This window comes from Microbacterium gorillae, assembly GCF_050990725.1.
Lineage (GTDB): Bacteria > Actinomycetota > Actinomycetes > Actinomycetales > Microbacteriaceae > Microbacterium > Microbacterium gorillae_A.
Genome location: NZ_CP158844.1, coordinates 4,018,096 through 4,038,087 on the forward strand (window position 1 = coordinate 4,018,096; position 19,992 = coordinate 4,038,087).

23 protein-coding genes are annotated in these 19,992 nt (G+C 68.0%); 14 read left to right on the plus strand and 9 right to left on the minus strand.

Annotated elements, in window-relative coordinates:
- Positions 1-24: 24 nt before the first annotated feature.
- Positions 25-1,506: a DHA2 family efflux MFS transporter permease subunit gene (locus tag ABTV68_RS18615; RefSeq protein WP_433675160.1), complete on the minus strand. Its 1,482-nt coding sequence runs from the start codon at positions 1,504-1,506 to the stop codon at positions 25-27.
- Positions 1,503-2,120, minus strand: coding sequence for a PadR family transcriptional regulator (locus ABTV68_RS18620; RefSeq protein ID WP_433675161.1), 618 nt, complete (start codon positions 2,118-2,120; stop codon positions 1,503-1,505). Before ABTV68_RS18620 ends, ABTV68_RS18615 begins: the two co-directional genes overlap by 4 nt.
- Before the next feature lie 97 nt (positions 2,121-2,217).
- Here ABTV68_RS18620 and ABTV68_RS18625 point away from each other — a divergent pair, with 97 nt between their 5' ends.
- From ABTV68_RS18625 to ABTV68_RS18640, 4 genes are all read left to right on the plus strand, one after another.
- Positions 2,218-3,015 (plus strand): siderophore-interacting protein, encoded by a 798-nt coding sequence (locus tag ABTV68_RS18625; RefSeq protein WP_433675162.1) that lies wholly within the window; start codon positions 2,218-2,220, stop codon positions 3,013-3,015.
- A gap of 325 nt (positions 3,016-3,340) precedes the next feature.
- A complete protein-coding gene (locus tag ABTV68_RS18630) occupies positions 3,341-4,492 on the plus strand; it encodes a LacI family DNA-binding transcriptional regulator (RefSeq protein WP_433675163.1) in 1,152 nt (383 codons plus the stop codon).
- Between the two features lie 184 nt (positions 4,493-4,676).
- The gene (locus tag ABTV68_RS18635; protein ID WP_433675164.1) at positions 4,677-5,834 is read left to right on the plus strand and encodes a glycoside hydrolase family 1 protein; all 1,158 of its coding nucleotides are present in this window, start codon (positions 4,677-4,679) and stop codon (positions 5,832-5,834) included.
- A 50-nt stretch (positions 5,835-5,884) separates the two neighbouring features.
- The gene (locus tag ABTV68_RS18640) at positions 5,885-6,214 is read left to right on the plus strand and encodes a TfoX/Sxy family protein (protein ID WP_433675165.1); all 330 of its coding nucleotides are present in this window, start codon (positions 5,885-5,887) and stop codon (positions 6,212-6,214) included.
- 19 nt (positions 6,215-6,233) lie between these two features.
- On the opposite strand, the gene ABTV68_RS18645 is transcribed toward ABTV68_RS18640, so the two are convergent.
- Positions 6,234-6,674 (minus strand): pyridoxamine 5'-phosphate oxidase family protein, encoded by a 441-nt coding sequence (locus ABTV68_RS18645; protein WP_433675166.1) that lies wholly within the window; start codon positions 6,672-6,674, stop codon positions 6,234-6,236.
- Between the two features lie 73 nt (positions 6,675-6,747).
- On the opposite strand from ABTV68_RS18645, the gene ABTV68_RS18650 reads away from it, so the two are divergent.
- Positions 6,748-7,629: a phosphoribosylaminoimidazolesuccinocarboxamide synthase gene (locus tag ABTV68_RS18650; RefSeq protein ID WP_433675167.1), complete on the plus strand. Its 882-nt coding sequence runs from the start codon at positions 6,748-6,750 to the stop codon at positions 7,627-7,629.
- Positions 7,630-7,632: 3 nt separating this feature from the next.
- Here ABTV68_RS18650 and ABTV68_RS18655 read toward each other — a convergent pair whose 3' ends face one another.
- The gene (locus ABTV68_RS18655; RefSeq protein WP_433675168.1) at positions 7,633-8,202 is read right to left on the minus strand and encodes a TetR/AcrR family transcriptional regulator; all 570 of its coding nucleotides are present in this window, start codon (positions 8,200-8,202) and stop codon (positions 7,633-7,635) included.
- An 80-nt stretch (positions 8,203-8,282) separates the two neighbouring features.
- Between ABTV68_RS18655 and ABTV68_RS18660 the strand changes: the two genes are divergently transcribed.
- Together ABTV68_RS18660 and ABTV68_RS18665 are read left to right on the plus strand one after the other, a co-directional pair.
- A complete protein-coding gene (locus tag ABTV68_RS18660; protein ID WP_433675169.1) occupies positions 8,283-8,669 on the plus strand; it encodes a DUF1304 domain-containing protein in 387 nt (128 codons plus the stop codon).
- Positions 8,670-8,701: 32 nt separating this feature from the next.
- Complete coding sequence (locus ABTV68_RS18665) at positions 8,702-9,730, plus strand: NADP-dependent oxidoreductase (protein WP_433675170.1); 1,029 nt, start codon at positions 8,702-8,704, stop codon at positions 9,728-9,730.
- Positions 9,731-9,841: 111 nt separating this feature from the next.
- On the opposite strand, the gene ABTV68_RS18670 is transcribed toward ABTV68_RS18665, so the two are convergent.
- Positions 9,842-10,573, minus strand: a complete 732-nt coding sequence (locus ABTV68_RS18670) for a hypothetical protein (RefSeq protein ID WP_433675171.1) — start codon at positions 10,571-10,573, stop codon at positions 9,842-9,844.
- Between the two features lie 139 nt (positions 10,574-10,712).
- On the opposite strand from ABTV68_RS18670, the gene ABTV68_RS18675 reads away from it, so the two are divergent.
- Entirely contained in the window at positions 10,713-12,056 is a 1,344-nt protein-coding gene (locus ABTV68_RS18675) for a uracil-xanthine permease family protein (protein ID WP_433675172.1), read from the plus strand.
- A 92-nt stretch (positions 12,057-12,148) separates the two neighbouring features.
- Entirely contained in the window at positions 12,149-12,928 is a 780-nt protein-coding gene (locus tag ABTV68_RS18680) for a GNAT family N-acetyltransferase (protein WP_433675173.1), read from the plus strand.
- Between the two features lie 10 nt (positions 12,929-12,938).
- Here the strand turns inward: ABTV68_RS18680 and ABTV68_RS18685 are convergent, their stop codons facing one another.
- Together ABTV68_RS18685 and ABTV68_RS18690 are read right to left on the minus strand one after the other, a co-directional pair.
- Positions 12,939-13,943: a LacI family DNA-binding transcriptional regulator gene (locus ABTV68_RS18685; RefSeq protein ID WP_433675174.1), complete on the minus strand. Its 1,005-nt coding sequence runs from the start codon at positions 13,941-13,943 to the stop codon at positions 12,939-12,941.
- A gap of 11 nt (positions 13,944-13,954) precedes the next feature.
- Entirely contained in the window at positions 13,955-15,436 is a 1,482-nt protein-coding gene (locus ABTV68_RS18690; RefSeq protein ID WP_433675175.1) for a GH1 family beta-glucosidase, read from the minus strand.
- A 174-nt stretch (positions 15,437-15,610) separates the two neighbouring features.
- On the opposite strand from ABTV68_RS18690, the gene ABTV68_RS18695 reads away from it, so the two are divergent.
- Together ABTV68_RS18695 and purQ are read left to right on the plus strand one after the other, a co-directional pair.
- Positions 15,611-15,859, plus strand: coding sequence for a phosphoribosylformylglycinamidine synthase subunit PurS (locus ABTV68_RS18695; protein ID WP_231092999.1), 249 nt, complete (start codon positions 15,611-15,613; stop codon positions 15,857-15,859).
- Complete coding sequence (gene purQ, locus ABTV68_RS18700; protein ID WP_433675176.1) at positions 15,856-16,563, plus strand: phosphoribosylformylglycinamidine synthase subunit PurQ; 708 nt, start codon at positions 15,856-15,858, stop codon at positions 16,561-16,563. Before ABTV68_RS18695 ends, purQ begins: the two co-directional genes overlap by 4 nt.
- Before the next feature lie 60 nt (positions 16,564-16,623).
- On the opposite strand, the gene ABTV68_RS18705 is transcribed toward purQ, so the two are convergent.
- Positions 16,624-17,055 (minus strand): DUF1761 domain-containing protein, encoded by a 432-nt coding sequence (locus ABTV68_RS18705; RefSeq protein WP_433675177.1) that lies wholly within the window; start codon positions 17,053-17,055, stop codon positions 16,624-16,626.
- Positions 17,056-17,137: 82 nt separating this feature from the next.
- On the opposite strand from ABTV68_RS18705, the gene ABTV68_RS18710 reads away from it, so the two are divergent.
- Positions 17,138-18,073 carry a 2-hydroxyacid dehydrogenase gene (locus ABTV68_RS18710; RefSeq protein ID WP_433675178.1) on the plus strand — a complete coding sequence of 312 codons (936 nt, stop codon included), beginning with the start codon at positions 17,138-17,140 and terminating at the stop codon, positions 18,071-18,073.
- A 1-nt stretch (position 18,074) separates the two neighbouring features.
- Positions 18,075-18,269 carry a hypothetical protein gene (locus ABTV68_RS18715; protein ID WP_433675179.1) on the plus strand — a complete coding sequence of 65 codons (195 nt, stop codon included), beginning with the start codon at positions 18,075-18,077 and terminating at the stop codon, positions 18,267-18,269.
- A 127-nt stretch (positions 18,270-18,396) separates the two neighbouring features.
- Here ABTV68_RS18715 and hemQ read toward each other — a convergent pair whose 3' ends face one another.
- Positions 18,397-19,104 carry a hydrogen peroxide-dependent heme synthase gene (hemQ, locus tag ABTV68_RS18720; protein WP_433675180.1) on the minus strand — a complete coding sequence of 236 codons (708 nt, stop codon included), beginning with the start codon at positions 19,102-19,104 and terminating at the stop codon, positions 18,397-18,399.
- Positions 19,105-19,239: 135 nt separating this feature from the next.
- On the opposite strand from hemQ, the gene ABTV68_RS18725 reads away from it, so the two are divergent.
- Positions 19,240-19,950, plus strand: coding sequence for a FadR/GntR family transcriptional regulator (locus ABTV68_RS18725; protein ID WP_433675181.1), 711 nt, complete (start codon positions 19,240-19,242; stop codon positions 19,948-19,950).
- Positions 19,951-19,992 lie beyond the last annotated feature (42 nt).

Below are 19,992 nucleotides of genomic sequence, written 5' to 3' on the forward strand. Positions count from 1 at the left end.
GGACTTGCTTGGGTGTTTCGCGGGCTACGAGCGCGCGGCAGGGATCGACGACGGACGCTGCATGAAGCACACCGCGACGACACCGATCAACAGCACGAACGCCGGCAGCAGGATCGTCTGCGACATTGCCGTGGCGAAGGGCTCCGCAACGGCCGGCGGGATCGCTCCGGTGGACGTTCCGAAGCCGCTCTCCGATGCTCCGGGCAGGTTCGCCTCGAGTCGAGCCTGCATCAGTGCGGCGATCGCGGCCGAGCCGATGACGGAGCCGATCTGGCGCGTGGTGTTGTAGACGCCCGATCCGGCGCCCGCGAGCGCGCGCGGCAGGTTGCGGTTGGCGGTGGTGGCCAGCGGCCCCCACATACCTGCCTGGCCCACGCCCATCACGCCGGCGATGATCAGGTACACCCACAGCGGGGTGTCGACACCCATGGTCATCGAGTAGGCGAAGATCGCGATCGCCACCAGCAGCAGTCCCGGGATGAGCAGGACGCGGGGGTCGGTACGATCCAGCAGCTTTCCGGCGAAGGGCGCGAGCACACCCGAGACGACGGCCATCGGGATCATCAGCAGCGCGGCCTGTGTGGGGTCGAGCCCCCGGGCCACCTGGATGAAGAACATCAGCGGCACGACCATGCTGGTGACGGTGAAGCCGACCGTGGTGATCGCGAGGTTCGCCACCGAGAAGTTGCGGTCCCGGAACAGTCCGAGCGGGACGAGCGGCTCGTTCTTGGTACGCGCCTGCATGATCACGAAGACCACGAGCAGCGCGACGCCGACGAGGATCATCGCCCAGACCCAGCCGTCCCACGACATCTTCTCGCCCTCCTGCAGTCCGAAGACCAGCAGGAACAGGCCGACGCCGGAGACGATGACACCAGGGATGTCGAAGGAGTGCGCGTGGCGCTCCAGCTTGGGCACGAGGATCCACGCGGCGATGAAGGCGATGACACCCACCGGGAGGTTCACGAAGAAGATCCACTCCCAGCCCCAGCTGTCCACCAGCAGACCGCCGGCGATCGGGCCCACCAGCGAGGCGACACCGGCGGTGGCGCCCCAGAGTCCCATGGCGGCGCCGCGCTGCTGCGGCGGGAAGAGGCGGGTGATGACGGTCATCGTCTGCGGCGTCATCAGCGCGGCGCCCAGACCCTGCACCGCGCGCGCGGCGATCAGCATGCCGAGCGACTCGGACAGACCACACCACAGCGAGGCGAGGGTGAAGACCACGAGCCCCGAGAGGTAGAGGTTCTTCGGCCCGAAGCGGTCGCCCATGCGGCCCGTGACCAACAGCGGGACGGCGTACGCGAGGAGATACGCGCTGGTGACCCACACCACGTTGTCGAGGTTGTTGGTGTCGGGATCCAGGGCGGTCTTGATGGCGGGGTTGGCCACCGAGACGATGGTGGTGTCCACCAGGATCATGAAGAATCCGATGACCAGGGCCCAGAGGGCCGGCCACGGCTTGACCACGCGGTTGGAGCCGGTGGTCACGGGTGCGGACGCGGTCATGCGTCGTCCTTTCCAGCGATGAAGTGTGTCGATGTGCGATGTGCTTCCGACGGCGCGCCCCAGTGCAGGACACCCGACGCGAGATCCGCGCACAGGGATTCGGTGAATTCGATGTCAGCATTCAGCAGGGCGATGGCTCGCTGAAGTTCGACGAGATACTGCCGGTCGACGGGTTTCGCCAGGGCACCGGTGAAGCCGCCCTGGTACTCGTCACGCAGCGTGGTGAGTTGGTCGATGCGCTGCCTCAGCAGGACGACGACCTCCTCGCGCGGCAGGTTGTGAGCCTCCGCCAGTGCCACGGCGAACTCGTCGGGGCGATCGGTGGATCCCAGGCGCTCGCGCACCCAGTTCACGATCTCCGCGGCGCCCGCGGGCAGCAGCGTGTACGTGGTGCGTTCGGGCCGGTTTCCTTCGCGGTCGGTTCCCGCCTCGGTGATCCATCCGTCGCGCACCAGCCCGGCGATCTGGTTGTAGAAGGTGCCGTTCTGGATGGACACCAGCCGGTTCTCCCGGCGATGGCGCAGCAGCCGCATCATCTCGTACGGGTGCATGTCCCTCTCGCCCAGCAGCGCGAGGATCATGATCCCGAGCGGGCGGACGGGTCGTGTGCTCATCGTCTGATCGCCTCCAATTAGTACAGATGGAATAGTACACCTGTAATTCTTCCGAGGAACCACCCTCTCGAAAGTTAGGTGACCCTAAGCTGGATGCATGACCGATGTTCAGCCGCGTTTTCACCGCGAAGTCACCCGATACGACCTCGTCAGCCGATCCCTCACCGTGTCGCGTGTCGAGCGCGTCGCCCCCGACATGATCCGCGTGACGCTCTCCGGAGCGGAGCTCGCCGGATTCGCCAGCACGGGGCCTGCGGATCACGTCAAGGTGTTCTTCCCCGACGCCGACGGCGTCTTCCACACGCGGCGCCCGGACGCCGAGCCCACGGGACCCGTGATCCTGCGCGATTTCACGCCGCTCCCTCATGACGGCGAGCTCGCACTCGACTTCTACACGCATGCCGATCCGGGTCCGGCGGCGGCGTGGGCGCAGTCGGTGAGCGTCGGTGATGCCGCGCGCATCGCCGGCCCGCGCGGCTCGCGGGGCGTTCCCGCCGACGTCTCGCGGGTCATCCTGTTCGCCGATGAGACCGCTGTGCCCGCTGTATCACGGTGGCTGGAACTGCTTCCGGCATCCGTTTCGGTCGAGGTCATCGCGATGGTCGGCGACGGAGATTGGGTGGCCGACTACCTCGGGGCGACCACCGCGTCGGTGAATGTCGTGGGTCGCGACGCGGACACCGCCCTGGCCGCTCTGTCCGCCCTCGCCCCGATCGACGAGTCCACGTTCGTCTGGGCCGCCGGCGAAGCCACGCAGCTCATCCCGATCCGCCGCCACCTCCGCCGCGAGCTCGGCCTGCCCAAGGAGCAGGTGGTCGTCGACGGCTACTGGCGCCGCGGCGCCGCCGACTTCGACCACCACGCCCCTCTCGACCCCACCGACCCCGAGGAGTGAGTAACCGCGAGACTTCCATCTGTGGGCGACAATCCACGCGTTGCGCCGATTCTCGCCCACAGACGCAAGTCTCGCGGGCTATGGGTACACGCGTAGGATCGACGCAGCCGGATCGTCGCGATCGGATCGTCGCGATCGGATCGTCGCGATCGGATCGTCGCGATCGGATCGTCGCGATCGGATCGCGGGCATTGCGGCGACTCGCATGGCTCGCAACACGGGCATCGTTCTGGACGAAGGCGCGGTATCGGTGCCAGGGTGTCGATCACGTCGATGTCAGCGCCGGTCGCACAGACAACCACCAACGACAACGAGGGGAGGCGTGATGGCACGCCGACCCACGGTGTACGACGTCGCGAAGCTCGCGGGGGTGTCGACAGCGACGGTGTCCTTCGCGTTCCGACGCCCCGACGAGGTCCGCGACAGCACGCGGGAAGCGGTGCTGCAGGCTGCGCGCGAACTTGGCTACGTGCCGAGCGGAGCCGCGCGGGGCCTCGCGCGCGGCGGGACCGGAGTCCTCGGACTGCAGTCGTTCGACCTGCTCACCGAGTCCGACATCCTGTCTCCGGAGGCGCAGCACCCCAACGATGGCCCGCCCGACCCCCGCGTCTTTCCGCTCTACGTCGACGAGGTCCAGCGGGGGTTCGAGTTGGAGTGTCGACAGCGCGGACGATCCGTGCACATCAGCAATGACCCGCGCACGCCCCAGGACGTCACCGATCACGCAGGACGCGTCGACGGGCTCGCGGTCTTCCCCAGTCGAGCCGGGCTGAGCGGTGTGGCCGGCGTGCTCGAGTCGGTCGTCCGCACGGTGCCGATCGTGCTGTTCAGCATGGGCGGAGTCAGCGCCGACGACGCGTTCCACCGCGTGCAGGCCGACAACGATGGCGGTGCCCGCGCGCTGATCGCTCACCTCGTCGATCATCACGACGCGCGCCGCCTCACTTTTCTCGGCGACCTCGCCGCCCCGGACTATCAGGAGCGATTCACCGCGATCACCGACGAGCTCGCGACTCGCGGGCTCGCGCCACCCGCTGCTCCCCTCACCACATCTCCTCACACCGCGACAGGTGACCACACCGCGACCGACGACACTGCCTCGGAAGGTCTCCCTGCCGCGAACGACGCCGCCGATATCGCGGCGATCATCACGGACATCTCGGTGACGGACCTTCCCGACGCCTTCGTGTGCGCGAGCGACCAGATCGCCATCGCGCTCATCGAGCAACTCACCCGACGCGGCGTCTCGGTGCCGGCCGATGTGATCGTCACGGGGTTCGACGGCATCCTCGCCAGCCGAGTCCTGCACCCCACACTCACCACCGTGCGCCAGCCGATGGCCGACATGGGACGAACCGCCGCGCGGATCCTCATCGAGGAGGCCGAGAAGCGCAGCGGCAGCGGGCGAACCGTGATCCTGCCCACCGCGCTCGTGCTCGGCGAGTCGTGTGGCTGCGAATCGATCACGGCCGCCTGACCGACCAGCCAGCGGATCGACGGGCCACCGGATCTCGTGACCCGCTTGCATCAGCCGCAGGATCGGGCGATACTCAAGAGGATCTAAGCGCGTAGATACCTGGGGATCGCATCTCGACATTCCCGCGCGAGACGCGCACCGATGCCCCTCGCGAGCGTCGAGACCCGTTCTTGAAAGGACTCCCGTGACCTCCTTCCCCGACTCCTTCCTCTGGGGAGCAGCGACTGCCGCTCACCAGACCGAGGGCAACAACATCGGCTCCGACTGGTGGGAGATGGAGAACTCCCCCCGGATGCACATCGCCGAGCGCAGCGGTGACGCCGCGGACAGCCTGCACCGCTACCGCGAGGACATGCAACTGCTCGCCGACCGCGGGTTCGACATGTACCGCTTCAGCATCGAGTGGGCGCGCATCGAGCCGGAGGACGGCCAGTTCTCGGGGGCGATGCTGCAGCACTATCGCCGCATGATCGAGACAGCGTTGGAGCTTGGCCTCACCCCCAACGTGACCCTGCACCACTTCACCAACCCGCGCTGGTTCGCCCACGGCGGCGGCTGGCATCGCGACGACGCCCCCGAGATCTTCCTGCGCTACGCCACACGCGCCGCCGAGATCCTCGACGGTGTCGAGTGGGTGGTCACCATCAACGAGCCGAACATGGTGGCGGTCATTCATGACTTCGAAGCCCCGAACACGTCCGACGAGCCACCGGCTCCGGACGCGGTGGTGACGCAGAACCTGATCCGCGCCCACCACCTCACCGGGGCCATGCTGCGCGAGCGCGGTCACAAGGTGGGATGGACCATCGCCAACCAGGCGTATCACGCGGTTCCCGGTTACGAGGCCGAGACGCTCGCCTACCAGTACCCGCGCGAGGACATCTTCCTGGAGGCCGCACGCGGCGACGACTGGCTGGGCGTGCAGGCCTACCTCCGCACCTTCATCGGCGAGGGCGGCCGACCGCAGCCCATCCCGGAGGGTGTGGAGCGCACGCTGACCGGATGGGAGTACTTCCCCGAGGCGCTGGGGATCGCGATCCGACACAGCGCGGAGGTGGTGGGCGACGTGCCCATCATCGTCACGGAGAACGGCATGGCAACAGCGGACGACCAGCGTCGTATCGACTACACCACCGTGGCGCTGCGTGATGTCGCTTCCGCGATCGCAGACGGCATCGACGTGCGCGGCTACCTGCACTGGTCGCTGCTGGACAACTACGAGTGGGGATCGTTCCGCCCCACCTTCGGCCTTGTCGCCTTCGACCCGGTGACCTTCGAGCGGCTGCCGAAGCCCAGCCTGGACTGGCTGGCCGGCGTCGCCCGCACGGGCCGGATCGACTGACCTGACGTCGGGGGTTTCGTGCGCCGCCGGTGCGGCGTACGATCCCCGGCATGGCTCACGAGCGCGCGCACGAGATCTTCGACGGCCTGACTCCGCAGTTCACGTCGCTGCCCGACGTGGCGCTCGGGCGCATGTTCGGCACCGTGGGGCTGGGTGTGCGCGGCAAGATCTTCGCGTTCGTCAGCAGCGGCGGCGATCTGGTTGTCAAAGTGAGTGAGCAGCGCGCGGAAGAGCTCGTCGCCGACGGCACGGCGGAGCGGATGAAGATGCGCGGTCGGGAGATGCGGGAATGGCTTCGCCTCCGCATCGAGCAGGACGAACTGTGGGCACCACTGATGAGCGAGGCCCACGACTTCGTGGACAGCATCACGCCACGCTGATCAACGACTCACACCAAGGTCACCAGGCCAGCAGCTTCGCGGGTCGCAGGACGATGAGGGCTGAGAAGCTCTCGATGATGTCGTCCAGCGGCATGCCGTAGTCCGCGATCGCCTCGCGGTACTTCGCCTCGTATGCCTCTCGACGTGCCGCCATCCACGCGCCGGTTCCACCCTCACGCAACTCCACTTCGCCACTGAGAATCACCACATCGTCACCGAACGGACCACCCGCGTTGAGGTGGAACTGCGCAGCCGAGCCCGCCCGCAGGTGTTTCGCCTTCGCCGTATCCGGGCGAGTGATGATGGTCAGCTCGCCGCCCTCCCAGAAGAACCACACCGGAACCGAGCGCGGCGCCCCCGCCCGGTCCACCGTCGAGATCCACCCGACCAGCTCCCGCTCCAGTGCCGCCAGCGCCTTCGCGTGCACCGGATCCGTCTTGTCCCACACCAGTTCGCTCATGTCATCGCCTCCGTGGCCCACGATACGAGGGGGCACTGACAGTGGCACGGTCGGAAGACGGGATAATGGTGGCGTGAGCACCGCGCGCGAGATCCCCGGCTGGAAGCACGTCTACTCCGGAAAGGTCCGGGACCTCTACGAGCCCGCCGACGGCCCGGCCGACCGGATGCTGGTGGTCGCCTCCGACCGCGTCAGCGCCTTCGACTTCGTGCTCTCCCCCGCCATCCCGGAGAAGGGCGCCCTCCTGACGAGTCTCAGCGGCTGGTGGTTCGACCAGCTCGCGGGTGCCGATGGCGGCACGCCCGTCGCCAACCACCTCACCGGCGAGGAGCCCCCGGCCGAGGTCGCAGGTCGCGCGATGGTTGCGAAGAAGCTCACGATGATCCCGATCGAGTGCGTCGTGCGCGGGTACCTCACCGGCTCCGGCTGGAAGGAATACCAGCAGAGCGGCTCCATCTGCGGCGTCGCGCTCCCCGCGGGACTGAGCGACGGCGACCGCCTCCCCGAGCCGATCTTCACGCCGGCGTACAAGGCTCCCCTCGGCGAGCACGACGAGAACATCACGTTCGAGCAGGTGGAGGAGATCGTCGGCGAAGAACTCGCGGCCGATCTGCGTGACCTCTCCCTGGAGATCTACCGCCGGGCCGCGGCCACCGCGGAGGCGCACGGGCTGATCCTGGCCGACACCAAGTTCGAGTTCGGCCACGATGCCGACGGCGCGCTCACGCTGGGCGACGAGGTGCTCACCAGCGATTCGTCGCGCTACTGGGACCGCGCGGCCTGGGAGAACGGAACGACACCGGCCGAGCGGATGGCGAGTTTCGACAAGCAGATCGTGCGCGACTGGCTGGCCACCCACTGGGACAAGGCCGGCACCCCGCCCGAGCTGCCGGCCGACATCGTCGCCGAGACCGCAGCACGCTACGGCGAGCTGCTCACCCGCCTGCAGGCCTGATTCTCACTCGATGAGCGCGAGTGCCGTCTCGATGCTGCGCGCGGCCTCGACAGCATCCACCCGCGCGAGCGCGAAGCCCGCGATCATCAGCCCCGTGACGGCGTCCGCGAGCTGCGGGACCTCCGGTGCATCACCGCGCGCTGCGCGCAGACCGCGAACAACGGCGTCGTGGAGCTCTGCGCGATAGTCAGCGATCACCCGTGAGACCTCCGGGTCGCCGGCGATCGGCGCACCCGCGGTGTTGATGAGAAGGCAGCCGCTCGTGGCGGGCATCGAGCCGAGATTCTGGAACGCCGCACGCAACCCGGTGAGGTAGTCCGCGAGCGCGCGCGGTTCGACCTCCGCTACCGTCAACGGCCGCAGGCGCGGCCGCACCACTTCGGTCAGATAGCTGTCGACGGCGGCGTCGAACAACCCCCGCTTCGACCCGAACGCGTTGTAGATGCTGGACCGACTCAGCCCGGTCGCCGCCTCGAGTTCGGGGATCGAGGTGCTCTCGTATCCGCCCCGCCAGAACAATGCCCGAGCCGCGCGCACGGCCGTATCGCGATCGAAGTTCTGCGTGCGTGCCATGCGTTCCCACCTTTTGTAACGACCTGTCCAGTATATACTGAACAGGTCGTTACAGAATCGACCCGACAGAAGGAGTCCCCATGGTGATCGCAGGCTTGATCCTCGCCGGCATCGCAGCGCTCGTCCACGTCTACATCTTCGTGATGGAGTCGCTGACCTGGACAACGCCGCGCGTCCGCGCCACCTTCGGCCTGACCGAGCAGCAGGCTCACGCCACCAAGGAGATGGCGTTCAACCAAGGCTTCTACAACCTGTTCCTGGCGATCATCGCTGTCATCGGCGTCATCGCCTTCCTGCTCGGTGCCTCGGCGCTGGGCGCCGGGCTCGTGTTCGCGGGCGTCGGTTCGATGGCGGCTGCCGCACTCGTTCTCCTGCTGTCGAGCCCCGACAAGCGAGGCGCCGCCCTCAAGCAGGGAGTGATCCCCGCCGTTGCCGTGGTCCTGCTGGCCATCGGTATCGCGCTCTGATCACCGCCAGCTCCATCAAGAAAGAGAGTTCCATGTCCACTGCGCTCAGCACCCAGATCCGTCTCGCGAAGCGACCCGTCGGCTGGCCGACGCACGAGGATTTCGAGATCGCCGAGGTCACGTACGACAGCCCGGCAGCCGGCGAGGTGCGGGTGCGCAACGAGTTCGTGTCCGTCGACCCCTACATGCGCGGTCGGATGAACGACGTCCGCAGCTACGTCGCCCCGTACGCCCTCGGCGAGACGATCCTCGGCGGCGCGATCGGTCGCGTGGTGGAGTCGAATGCTCCCGAACTCGCGGTCGGCACGCTGGTGTCGCACCAGCACGGCTGGAGCGATGTGGTACAGGCGCCGGCAGCCACGTTCCGTCCGGCACCGGAGCTGGACGGCGTCCCGTCCTCGGTCCGACTGCACATTCTCGGGATGACCGGACTCACCGCCTACGTCGGCCTCACGGCGATCGCCGGGATGAAGCCCGGCGACACGGTGTTCGTCTCCGGTGCGGCGGGGGCCGTGGGCACGGCGGTCGGCCAGATTGCGAAGCTCTTGGGAGCGGGGCGCGTGATCGGCTCCGCCGGAAGTGCGGAGAAGGTGGCGCTGCTCACCGAGAAGTACGGCTACGACGCGGCGTTCAACTACAAGGACGGCGATGTGCGCGCTCAGCTCGCGGCAGCGGCACCCGAGGGGATCGACGTGTTCTTCGACAACGTCGGCGGCGATCACCTCGAGGCCGCGCTGGACGCGTTCAACGACGGCGGACGCGCGGCGCTCTGCGGCGCGATCGCCGAATACAACACGACGGGTCGCGTTCCCGGCCCCGACAACATGGCCAACATCATCACCCGCGGTCTCACGCTCACCGGATTCACCCTCGCGAACTACCTCGGCGTCGCACCGGAGTTCTACGACAAGATGGGCGGCTGGTTCGCGGCCGGCCAGATCGCGTACGACGAGACGATCGTCGACGGCATCGAGAACACCGTCGACGCCTTCCTCAACATGATGCGCGGCGCGAACACGGGCAAGATGCTGGTGCGCGTCGCCCCGGCCGACAACGCCTGACCAAACCGGCCGACGCCTCACCGGCGTCGGCCGTCCCGTCACTCCGGCACGCGGATCATTCGAGCTGCCGTACCCAGAGGATCGCTGAGAAGGGCTTCGGCATCCTCCGGTTCAGTCGCAGTTCGCGCAGATGCCCGTCGCAGGAAGCACCATGAAGCAGGTGGGGCAGAACGCATCCTGACGCTCCACTTTCGCCACACGGGGCGCGCGGGACTCGGCGGCGGCACGCGGTACGCGAGGCTCCGCCGCACGCGAGGACGACGAGCCCCCGCCGCGGATCGGTGCCAGCGCGGTCACGGGCGCGCTCTCCCGTACCGGCAGCTCGATGCCGCGCGGGCGGCCGTCCTCTTCGCGGTACGCGATGTAACCGCGGCCGATGAGGTGCGGCGGCTTTCCCGAGCGCGGCTTGGCGCCGATGTATGCGCGGCTCGCGGGGATGAAGAACTCACGGTAGTTGCGGTTCACGAGGAACTCGCGAACGGCGGGAAGGTTCTCCACGGGGATCGGGAAGCGCGCGAGCGCGGCGTCGAAGGTGGGGAACGTCTCGGCCGTCTTGGCGTCATCCGGTGTGGTCACGACGTAGCCGAGCGCGCCCAGCTGGCCGCCCGCGCCGTTCAGCCCGGCGGTCACCTGGCGGCTGGTCAGCGGCTCACCGTGCTGGTGTCCGTAGGCGCTGGCGAACAGCGCGCGCGTGTCGTAGCGACCGGCGCCCACGATCACGAACGACTCGTTGACCTCCGGAAACCCGTACTTCAGCAGGAACAGCTCCCGACCCAGGGACGTGAACTCGGCGATCGCCGCTTCGACGGCGGCCCGGTCGGTGAGAGAGGAATAGGAGGGCATAAGAAAACGCTAACGCGTCCCGCGACCCTCGAGATCGTCGGGCGGTGCCTCCTACCCGCCCACCCGTCGCGTACAGGCAATCTTCAGGTTCGGTAAAGTGAGGCAGCGGTTCCGTCCTTCACCCCTGAGGAGTCCCTCCATGCCCCTGTGGTCCGTCTACGGCAACGGTCGCACCGTCGCACCCGGCGATGTCGTCAAGCCCGAACAGCGCCTGAGCTGGCCCGCCACGATCGCCATGGGCGGCCAGCACGTCCTCGCGATGTTCGGTGCCACCTTCACGGTCCCGATCCTCACCGGTTTCCCGGTGGCGACCACCCTGCTCTTCAGCGGCATCGGCACGATCCTCTTCCTGCTGCTCACGCGCAACAAGCTGCCCAGCTACCTCGGTTCGTCCTTCGCGTTCCTCGCCCCGGTCATGGCCTTCAACGGCGGCGGACGCCTGGAGACTCCGGAGCAGATCGCGATGGCCCTGGTCGGCATCGTGGTCGCCGGTGTGGTACTGGCGGGTATCGGCTTCCTGATCCAGGCGGTGGGAGTGAAGTGGATCGATCGCTTCATGCCCCCGATGGTCGCGGGAACGATCGTCGCCCTCATCGGCCTCAACCTCGCGGGTGCCGCGTGGAACAACTTCAAGGTGGCCCCGCTCACCGCCGTGATCACGCTGGCCGCCATCGTGCTCTTCAGCGTGGTGTTCCGCGGGTTCCTGGGCCGCATCTCCATCTTCCTCGGCGTGATCGTCGGCTACATCGCCGCGGTGATTCAGGGCGAGGTGGACTTCGAGACGGTCGCAGCAGCGGACTGGGTGGGCCTTCCGCAGTTCCACCTGCCGGCCTTCACCGAACCCGCCGCGTGGTCGGGTGTGCTGATGTTCCTGCCCGTGGTGCTCGTGCTGATCGCCGAGAACGTCGGCCACGTGCGCGGCGTCGCCGCCATGACCGAGGACCCGTCGATCAACCAGTCCACCGGCAAGGCGCTCTCCGCCGACGGCATCTCGACCGCCATCGCCGGTATGTTCGGCGGCTCCGGCACCACCACCTACGGCGAGAACATCGGCGTCATGGCGGCCACGCGCGTCTACTCCACCGCCGTGTACTGGGTGGCTGGTCTCGTCGCCATCGTGCTGGCACTGTCGCCGAAGATCGGCGCTCTGTTCAACACCATTCCGAGCGGCGTGCTCGGTGGCGCCACGACCGCTCTGTACGGCCTCATCGGCGTGATCGGCATCAAGATCTGGGTGGACAACCGCGTGGACCTGTCTCGTCCGGTGAACCAGCTGACCGCGGCCGTCGGCCTCATCGTCTCCATCGGCGGCTTCTCCGCGGTGTTCGGCGGCATCGAGTTCGGTGCGATCATCCTCGCGACGGTGGCGGTGCTCGCGATCTACCACCTCGGCAACCTCATCGCCCGCGCCCGCAAGACCGGCGCCGACGATGGCGGTCCGATTCCCGCGGTCGGTCCCCTCGGCGGCGACCCCGAGAACTGACGCCTCAGACCAGAGAACGACCCCGACGAGACTGCTCGTCGGGGTCGTTCCGCTTAGTCTTCGTCGAAGCCCTGACACCCTAGTCTGGATCGGTGACCGACCTCCTCGCCGCGTACGACGCCCATCTGCGCACCGCCGCCGAAGTTCTGGGTGCCACCTCCGTGGAACGCTTCGGCCCGCTCTGGGTGGCCCGCTATGAGGGCGGGCGACTGTTCGTGACCTACGCGGAACTGGATGCCCCGGCTGCGCGGGTGGCTGAGGTCGCCGCACTCATCGCGAGTGACGCGTCGATCACGCAGGCCGAGTGGAAGACACGAACGCACGACGATGCTCCGGGTCTCGAAGACGCCCTCACACGCGCCGGCTTCGTGGCCGACGAGGTCGAGTCCGTGATGCTCGGCGACGCCGGCACACTCATCGATGTCGCCGCTCCCGCGGGTGTGATCGTGCGGCAGATGACAACGCCCACCGATATCCGTGCTGCACTCGACATGCAGGACGAGGTGTTCGGCGGCACCCCCTATGCCGAGCGGCTGCTGCCCGAGATCCTCGAGCGCCAGGCTCGCGGCGAGGCCGTGGAGGTGTGGGCCGCGGAGGTCGATGGTCGAATCGTCAGCGTGGGGCGCATCGACCCGATCCCCGGCACGGCCTTCGCTGGGATCTGGGGCGGGGCCACGCGTCCCGAGTACCGCGGTCGCGGCATCTACCGCGCCCTCACCGCCGCCCGCGCCCGTTCCGCGATCAGCCACGGCGTGCGCTGGATCCACTCCGACTCCACCGAGTTCTCGCGTCCGATCCTGGAGCGCGCGGGCCTCGTGAAAGTGACGGAGACCGTCCCATGGACGTGGGAGCGCACCCCCGCCGCCTCCTGACTCGCCCGCCTCAGACGGAGTCGCGGACCACGAGCTCCAGCTCCACGAAGCTGGCCCGCGGCGGGCGCTCCCCGGCGAGCAGCTCGATCAGCCGCTGCGCCACCAGATCGCCGAACACCGGCTGGCGGATCGTCGTGAGCTTCGGCGTCATCTGCGCGGCGACGGGAGCGTCGTCGAAACCGATCACGGCTACGTCCTGCGGGATGCGCAATCCGGCCTCGTGGAGCACGGTCACGGCACCCTTGGCCATCAGATCGCTGGCCGCGAAGACCGCATCGGGCGTTCCGGCGGCGAGGATCTCGCGCATCGCGGCTTCACCCCCGCGCTCTGAGAAGTCGCCGAAGGCGACCGTGCCCTCGGCGAGCCCCGCGTCGGTGAGCGCCTGTCGGTATCCGCTCAGTCGGTCGATACCGGCGGGCATGTCGGCGGGGCCCGCGATCGTGGCGATGCGGCGATGACCGCGCTCGATCAGGTGCGCCGTGGCGAGGCGACCACCCTCGACGTTGTCCGCGTCCACGTAGTAGTCCGCCGCATCCGCGCGCTTGTGCGTGGGCCGCCCGCCGAACACCACCGGCACCACGTCGGCGATGCGGTCCACGAAGGCGTCACGGGAGTGGTGCGACACCACGATGACTCCGTCGACGCTGCCGCCGCGGAGATAGGCGATCGTCCGCTCAGCGGTGTTCTCGCCCGCGAGCACCATGGTCAGCACATAGTCGGACTCCGTGAGCCGGCGATGCACGTCGGCCACCACCGCGGCGATGAAGGGGTCGCCGAAGAATCGCGACACGTCTTCCGGCACGACCAGGGCGATCGCCTTCGTCTGCCGGCTGGCCAGCGAGCGCGCCAGCTGATTGGGAACGTACTTCAGCTGCGCGATGGCGGCGCGCACGCGCTCCTCCGCTGCGGCGCTCACCGACGGGGAGCCATTCACCACACGGGAGACCGTCGATCGCGAGACGCCGGCCGCGGCCGCAACCTCCTCGATGGTCGCGGGAGTCGACGGTTCCGCCACGTGGGCCTCTTTCAGCTCAGAAGGTAGGGCGGAACACCGGTCGGCGTGGGGACATCGATCGATCGTTCCGCAATGATGCGACGATACTCCAGCGCGCTGTCCTTCAACGCCCGCTCCTGGGTCTCGTAGTCCACGCGGACGATGCCGAACCGCTTCTCGTACCCCCACGCCCACTCGTAATTGTCAAGCAGCGACCAGTAGAAGTAGCCGCGCACATCGACCCCTGCATCGCGTGCATCCAGGATCGCCGCCACGTGCCGACGTAGGAACTCCACACGTTCCGCGTCGTGCACGCGCGTGACGCCGTCCTCGACGACAGCCTCGTCGTCGTAGGCGGCACCGTTCTCCGTGACGAAGAGCGTTGTGTCGGTGGGCTGGGCGTACTCATCCCACACCCGGTGCAGCAGACGGGTGAGTCCCTCCGGCTGCACCTCCCAGCCCTGCCCAGTACGCGCAAGGCCCCGGTCCACGTGGAAGATGTTCCCGTCCGCGGGGAACGGCGACCGCGTCTCGCGAGACGTCGGCGCTTCGTTCTCCGGTGCCGGGTTGTCGGTCGGATCACCCGAGACGAACTCGCCGTGGTAGTAGTTCACGCCGAGCGTGGTCAGAGTGGCAGCGATGGTGTCGAGGTCACCGGGCTGCACCGCTGCCTCGAATCGTGCCACGGCGTCCGCATCGACACCGCGAACATCCTCCACGATGTCCGCCGGGTATGCGCCGCGGAACACCGGATCCAGGAACCAGCGGTTGAACTGCCCGTCGATGCGGCGCGCGGCATCGCGGTCGGCGTCGCTGTGCGGGTCGAGAGGATCGGCCACCGTGAGGTTCAGGGTGATGCCGAGGTTGAGCGACTCGTCCCGCCGACGCAGTTCGCGAACCACCTGACCGTGCCCGAGCAGCAGGTGGTGAGAGGCGAGGAGCCCCTCCGCAATGGACGTGTGGCCGGGAGCGTGCGCCCCCGCGGTGTAAGAGAGGAAGGACGAGCACCACGGCTCGTTCAGCGTGGTCCACACTTTCACCCGATCACCCAGGGCGTCATGCATCGTGAGCGCGTACTCGGTGAACAGCTCACTGGACTCGCGAACTGTCCAGCCACCACGGTCCTGGATCGCCTGCGGCATATCCCAGTGGTACAGCGTGAGCCACGGCAGAATGTCGGCGTCCAGGAGCTCGTCCACGAGGCGCTTATAGAAGTCGAGGCCGGCCTCGTTCACCGCGCCGCCGTCCGGCCGCACGCGCGACCACGACGTGGAGAAGCGGTACGTCTGCAGACCGAGCTCCTTCATCAGCGCGACGTCCTGCGGGTAGCGGTGGTAGTGATCGCACGCCACGTCGCCGTTCTCCGCGTTGATGACGGCGCCGGGAACCCGCGAGAACGCGTCCCAGATGGACGCGGTACGACCGTCTTCGAAGGCAGCCCCCTCGATCTGGTACGCGGCGGTGGCGGCACCGAACAGGAAGTCGTCCGGGAAGGAACGAGCGGCAGTGGACATGAAACCCCCGGAGAGATCGAAACGGCGACAGCTGTGGCACGCGCTGGGAGCGCTCCCATATCCTCTCATGGCAGGCCGGAACCGCAACAGCCGACCCGATGCCCGCGGTCGAACGCGTCCGAGCCCGCGGGTAGACTGGTGACGACCGCCGTTCGCGTCCACCTCGGAGCCACAATGCCCACCATCGTCGTCGACGTCATGCCGAAGCCCGAACTCCTCGACCCGCAGGGCAAGGCGGTGAGCGGTGCCTTCGCCCGTCTCGACGTCGACGCCTTCACCGGTGTGCGCATCGGCAAGCGATTCGAGCTGACCGTCGAGGGTGAGGTGACCGAGGAGATCCTCGCCACCGCCCGCAAGGTCGCCGAAGACGTGCTCAGCAACGCCGTGATCGAGGACGTCGTGGGCATCGAGGTGGTCGAGTGACCGCTCGCATCGGGGTCGTCACCTTCCCCGGCTCGCTGGACGACCGCGACGCGCAGCGCGCGATTCGCCTCGTCGGCGCCGAGCCGGTGGCCCTGTGGCACGCCGACCACGACCTGCAGAACGTCGACGCGGTCGTCCTTCCGGGCGGCTTCAGCTATGGCGACTACCTGCGCGCCGGCGCGATCGCGGCCCTCGCGCCGATCATGACCGAGATCAAGGACGCCGCCGGCAAGGGAATGCCCGTGCTCGGCATCTGCAACGGCTTCCAGATGCTGGTGGAGGCCCACCTGCTTCCCGGCGGTCTGATCCGCAACGCCCACCAGCAGTTCATCCGTCGCGACCAGCGACTGCGTGTCGAGAACGCCGACACCGCCTGGACCAACGCCTTCTCCGCGGGCGATGAGATCATCATCCCGCTGAAGAACGCCGACGGCGGCTACATCGCCGACGAGGAGACCCTGAAGCGCCTGGAGGGTGAGGGTCGGGTGGCGTTCCGCTACACCGGCATCAACCCCAACGGATCCCTCAACGACATCGCCGGTCTCACCAACGAGGCGGGCAACGTGGTGGGCCTCATGCCGCACCCGGAACATGCTGTGGAGCCGGGCTTCGGCCCGAACACCCCCGCGGCCATGCGCTCCGGCGAGGACGGCATCAAGTTCTTCGAATCCGCGATCGCAGCGATCGCCCGCGTCGCGGCCTGATACCGAACGACGAACGGCCCTGCTTCGGCAGGGCCGTTCGTCGTTTCAGAGCGCGTCGTGTCAGACAGTGCCTGCCGGAGGCCAGACGCCGATGATCACGGCCATGACCACCACCGTGACCAGCTCGTGCGCCACGTTCATGAGCGTGAGCGCCGGCGGGCGCCTCTCGAAGGCGTCGTGGGTGATGAAGCGGGCGGCCGTGAAACCCGCCCACAGCAGCACTCCCGTCACAAGAGCCGACACGAGGTAGCTGCCCTCGTAGAAGTGCCAGGCGATCGTGGTGGAGCCGGCCAGCACCCAGGACGTGATGAAGCTCACCACGACGGTCACGAGGATCGGCATCACGGCACTCGCCCCCTCGCGATGCGGATCGACCTTGGCCAGCGCCATCCATTTCGTGCCGAACACCTTCGGCGTGTACCAGACGCTGCCGACGATCATGGTCGACAGCGTCGCCAGGATGACGGTCCAGTAGTTGATTTCAGGGACCATGCTCGTTCTCCTCGGGTCGGGATGACGCGAGCATAGCGATCCCCGGGTGCTGATGGGGGTCGAATCGGAATAGGGTCGAACCATGTCGAAGCTGAGCGTGTCCGTGCCCACCGAACGACTCGAGCGGGACGTGCACGCACGCCTCACTCCGGAGCAGCTCGAGTCGATCGATCTGTTCCTGTGGGACATGACCGACCCGACACCCCGCCAGCGCATCGATATCGTGGTTCCGCCCTACATGACGGCGCGCAAGGCGCTCCCCCGCCTCGCGGATGTCACGACGCAGCTCGTGCAGAGCCAGTCCATCGGCTGGGACGATGTCCCGAACCACCTTCCCGCGGGTCACGTGTTCGCCAACGCGGCCAGCGTGCACGAGACGGCGACCGCAGAGCTGGCCCTCGCGCTGACGCTCGCGGTGCAGCGACGCCTGCCGCAGTACGTGCGGCAGCAGGATGCGCATGAGTGGCAGGGTCGGTTCGCGAACGGGCTCGCGGACTGCCGCGTGCTGCTCCTCGGCTACGGCGGCGTGGGTAAGGCCACGGCCGCGCGACTGGATCCATTCGAGGTGGAGGTCATCCCGGTCGCGTCGTCGGCACGAACCGAGGACGGTCGCGAGGTGCACGCGATGAGCGAGCTGCCCGATCTCCTGCCGACGGCGGACATCCTCATCGCGACCCTGCCCGACACCCCCGACACCCGCGGCCTCATCGACGACGCGGTCCTGTCGGCGCTGCCCGACGGCGCGCTGGTGGTCAACGTCGGACGCGGACCGATCATCGACACCGATGCGCTCGTGGACCACCTGCGGCGCGAGCGGATCCTCGCGGCGCTCGACGTCACCGATCCGGAGCCGCTGCCGGCCGACCACCCGCTGTGGTCCGCGCCCGGCGTGCTAATCTCCCCCCACGTGGGTGGCGCGTCCGCGGCCATGCAGCCGCGCATCGCCAAGCTCGTCGCCGACCAGATCACCCGCATGCTGGACGGCGAGGAGCCGCGCAACGTGGTGTACTCCAGCTGACGTGAGCACCTACGTCCCGTTCGAGTGGTCCGAGGCCGGCACCACCGTGTGGATCACTCGCGGCGGGAAGCTCGTGACGGTCGTGGGCGGGGCCGACGCCCGCCGTCTCCTGGCGCGCCTGGGTGCCTCGGATGAGAGCGATCAGGCCCTGTTGCAGCGTGCGACGGGGAACTACAAGCGAGGCAACGAGCGCTGATCGCGTTCCTCTGCGCGCGCTATGAGTGCGTGATGGATCCGTCACGGAGAGCGAATTTCCGAGCCGATTCTGGGGATTCGAGCGTGACCATGTCGGAATGACCGCAACGACCACCCTCGCCCACCTCTTACAGGAAGCGCGAGAACAGCGCCTCGGGTGCCACCCGCGGGCCCGTGAAGAATGGGATCTCCTCGCGCACGTGGCGGCGCGCGCCGGTGGCGCGCAGCTCGCGCATGAGGTCGACGATGCGCACGAGCTCGTCGGCCTCGAACGAGAGCAGCCACTCGTAGTCGCCGAGTCCGAAGGACGCCACAGTGTTGGCGAGGACGTCGCCGTAGTCGCGCGCCGCGGCACCGTGCTCGCGCAGCAGGCCCGCCCGCTCGGCGTCGGGAAGCAGGTACCACTCATACGAGCGCACGAACGGATAGAGGCAGATGTAGCCGCGCGGGGCGTCGCCGGCGAGGAAGGCAGGCACGTGCCCGCGGTTGAATTCCGCGGTGCGATGCACACCCACGACCGACCAGACCGACTCGAGCCCACCGTCCGCAGCGTCGATGACGGCGCGGTATGCGGCCTGAAGATTCTCGACCGTCGGCCCGTGCCACCAGATGAGAACGTCAGCGTCGGCACGGAAGCCCGAAACGTCATACGTTCCGCGCAACGTGACGTCGTGCGCCGAGGACTCCAACGCCTGCACCACGGCCGCCGATGCCCCCTCACCGGAGCGGGTGGCGCGGAACACCGCGTACATCGTGAACACGGTGGACGCGTTGACCGCGTCGGCAACGGCCGAATGGTCGACCACGGGACGGACGGGGGCGCTGTTGTCGCTCATGAAATCTCCTGCAGGCTCAGTCTTCGACACGCGTGAGCACCTGCCCAACCTATCATCAGATGAAGCCGTTCATCTGATGATCCGGCGTCCTTCAGTCACCCTGTAGGTGTGGTTGAATCGCGGGAGGAGGTACCCATGTCACAGCCGTCCGGCAGTGCTCTCGCGCGCCAGACTCTCGCACGCCTGAAAGCGCGGATCTCGTCCGGCGAGTGGCCCGTGGGATCCCGCATTCCCACGGAGCCGGAGCTCACCGAGGAGCTGAACGTCGGTCGATCGACCGTGCGCGAGGCCGTGCGGTCCCTCGCCACGCTCGGCATGGTCGAGACGCTCACCGCGCGCGGCACGTTCGTCCGCTCGCTGACTCCGGCACCTTCTCTCCTGCTCGACGCCCTGGCGGCGTATCACCCTGCGGAGCTGATCGGAATCCGACGCGCGCTCGACGTCGAAGCCGCGCAGACGGCTGCCGCCAACTGGACGGCACCCCTGCTGGAGACGATGGAATCCACCATCTCGGCGGAGATGGAAACGGTGCGCGAGGGCAAGGGATCGGTGCGCTGCTCGCTGTTTCACGGCGTGATCGCGCAGGCGTCCGGCAATCGTCTTCTCTTTGACCTGGTCCAGAACCTCTCGATGGCACTCGACTCCTCCGGCCTCGGCGATCGAATCGCGGGCGACGTGGATCCGGTGGTGATGCTGGCTGATCACGACCGCCTGCTCACCGCGATCCGCGCGCGCGACGTCGCCGCGGCCGCACACCTCATGGCGCTGCACGTCGACACTCAACTGCGCACTCTGCAGGAGTCGCCGGTGATGACGGAGCTCGCCTCGCTGCGCTCCGAGGACTGAACCACCCTCATCGCGTGAAACTGGCTCCTCTCCGCGACGGAG

Bases quoted from the DNA above. Each gene is read 5' to 3' on its own strand.
- ABTV68_RS18615 (WP_433675160.1), bottom strand. From the start codon at position 1,506: ATGACCGCGTCCGCACCCGTGACCACCGGCTCCAACCGCGTGGTCAAG.
- ABTV68_RS18620 (WP_433675161.1), bottom strand. From the start codon at position 2,120: ATGAGCACACGACCCGTCCGCCCGCTCGGGATCATGATCCTCGCGCTG.
- ABTV68_RS18625 (WP_433675162.1), top strand. From the start codon at position 2,218: ATGACCGATGTTCAGCCGCGTTTTCACCGCGAAGTCACCCGATACGAC.
- ABTV68_RS18630 (WP_433675163.1), top strand. From the start codon at position 3,341: ATGGCACGCCGACCCACGGTGTACGACGTCGCGAAGCTCGCGGGGGTG.
- ABTV68_RS18640 (WP_433675165.1), top strand. From the start codon at position 5,885: ATGGCTCACGAGCGCGCGCACGAGATCTTCGACGGCCTGACTCCGCAG.
- ABTV68_RS18645 (WP_433675166.1), bottom strand. From the start codon at position 6,674: ATGAGCGAACTGGTGTGGGACAAGACGGATCCGGTGCACGCGAAGGCG.
- ABTV68_RS18655 (WP_433675168.1), bottom strand. From the start codon at position 8,202: ATGGCACGCACGCAGAACTTCGATCGCGATACGGCCGTGCGCGCGGCT.
- ABTV68_RS18660 (WP_433675169.1), top strand. From the start codon at position 8,283: ATGGTGATCGCAGGCTTGATCCTCGCCGGCATCGCAGCGCTCGTCCAC.
- ABTV68_RS18665 (WP_433675170.1), top strand. From the start codon at position 8,702: ATGTCCACTGCGCTCAGCACCCAGATCCGTCTCGCGAAGCGACCCGTC.
- ABTV68_RS18670 (WP_433675171.1), bottom strand. From the start codon at position 10,573: ATGCCCTCCTATTCCTCTCTCACCGACCGGGCCGCCGTCGAAGCGGCG.
- ABTV68_RS18675 (WP_433675172.1), top strand. From the start codon at position 10,713: ATGCCCCTGTGGTCCGTCTACGGCAACGGTCGCACCGTCGCACCCGGC.
- ABTV68_RS18690 (WP_433675175.1), bottom strand. From the start codon at position 15,436: ATGTCCACTGCCGCTCGTTCCTTCCCGGACGACTTCCTGTTCGGTGCC.
- ABTV68_RS18695 (WP_231092999.1), top strand. From the start codon at position 15,611: ATGCCCACCATCGTCGTCGACGTCATGCCGAAGCCCGAACTCCTCGAC.
- ABTV68_RS18705 (WP_433675177.1), bottom strand. From the start codon at position 17,055: ATGGTCCCTGAAATCAACTACTGGACCGTCATCCTGGCGACGCTGTCG.
- ABTV68_RS18710 (WP_433675178.1), top strand. From the start codon at position 17,138: ATGTCGAAGCTGAGCGTGTCCGTGCCCACCGAACGACTCGAGCGGGAC.
- hemQ (WP_433675180.1), bottom strand. From the start codon at position 19,104: ATGAGCGACAACAGCGCCCCCGTCCGTCCCGTGGTCGACCATTCGGCC.
- ABTV68_RS18725 (WP_433675181.1), top strand. From the start codon at position 19,240: ATGTCACAGCCGTCCGGCAGTGCTCTCGCGCGCCAGACTCTCGCACGC.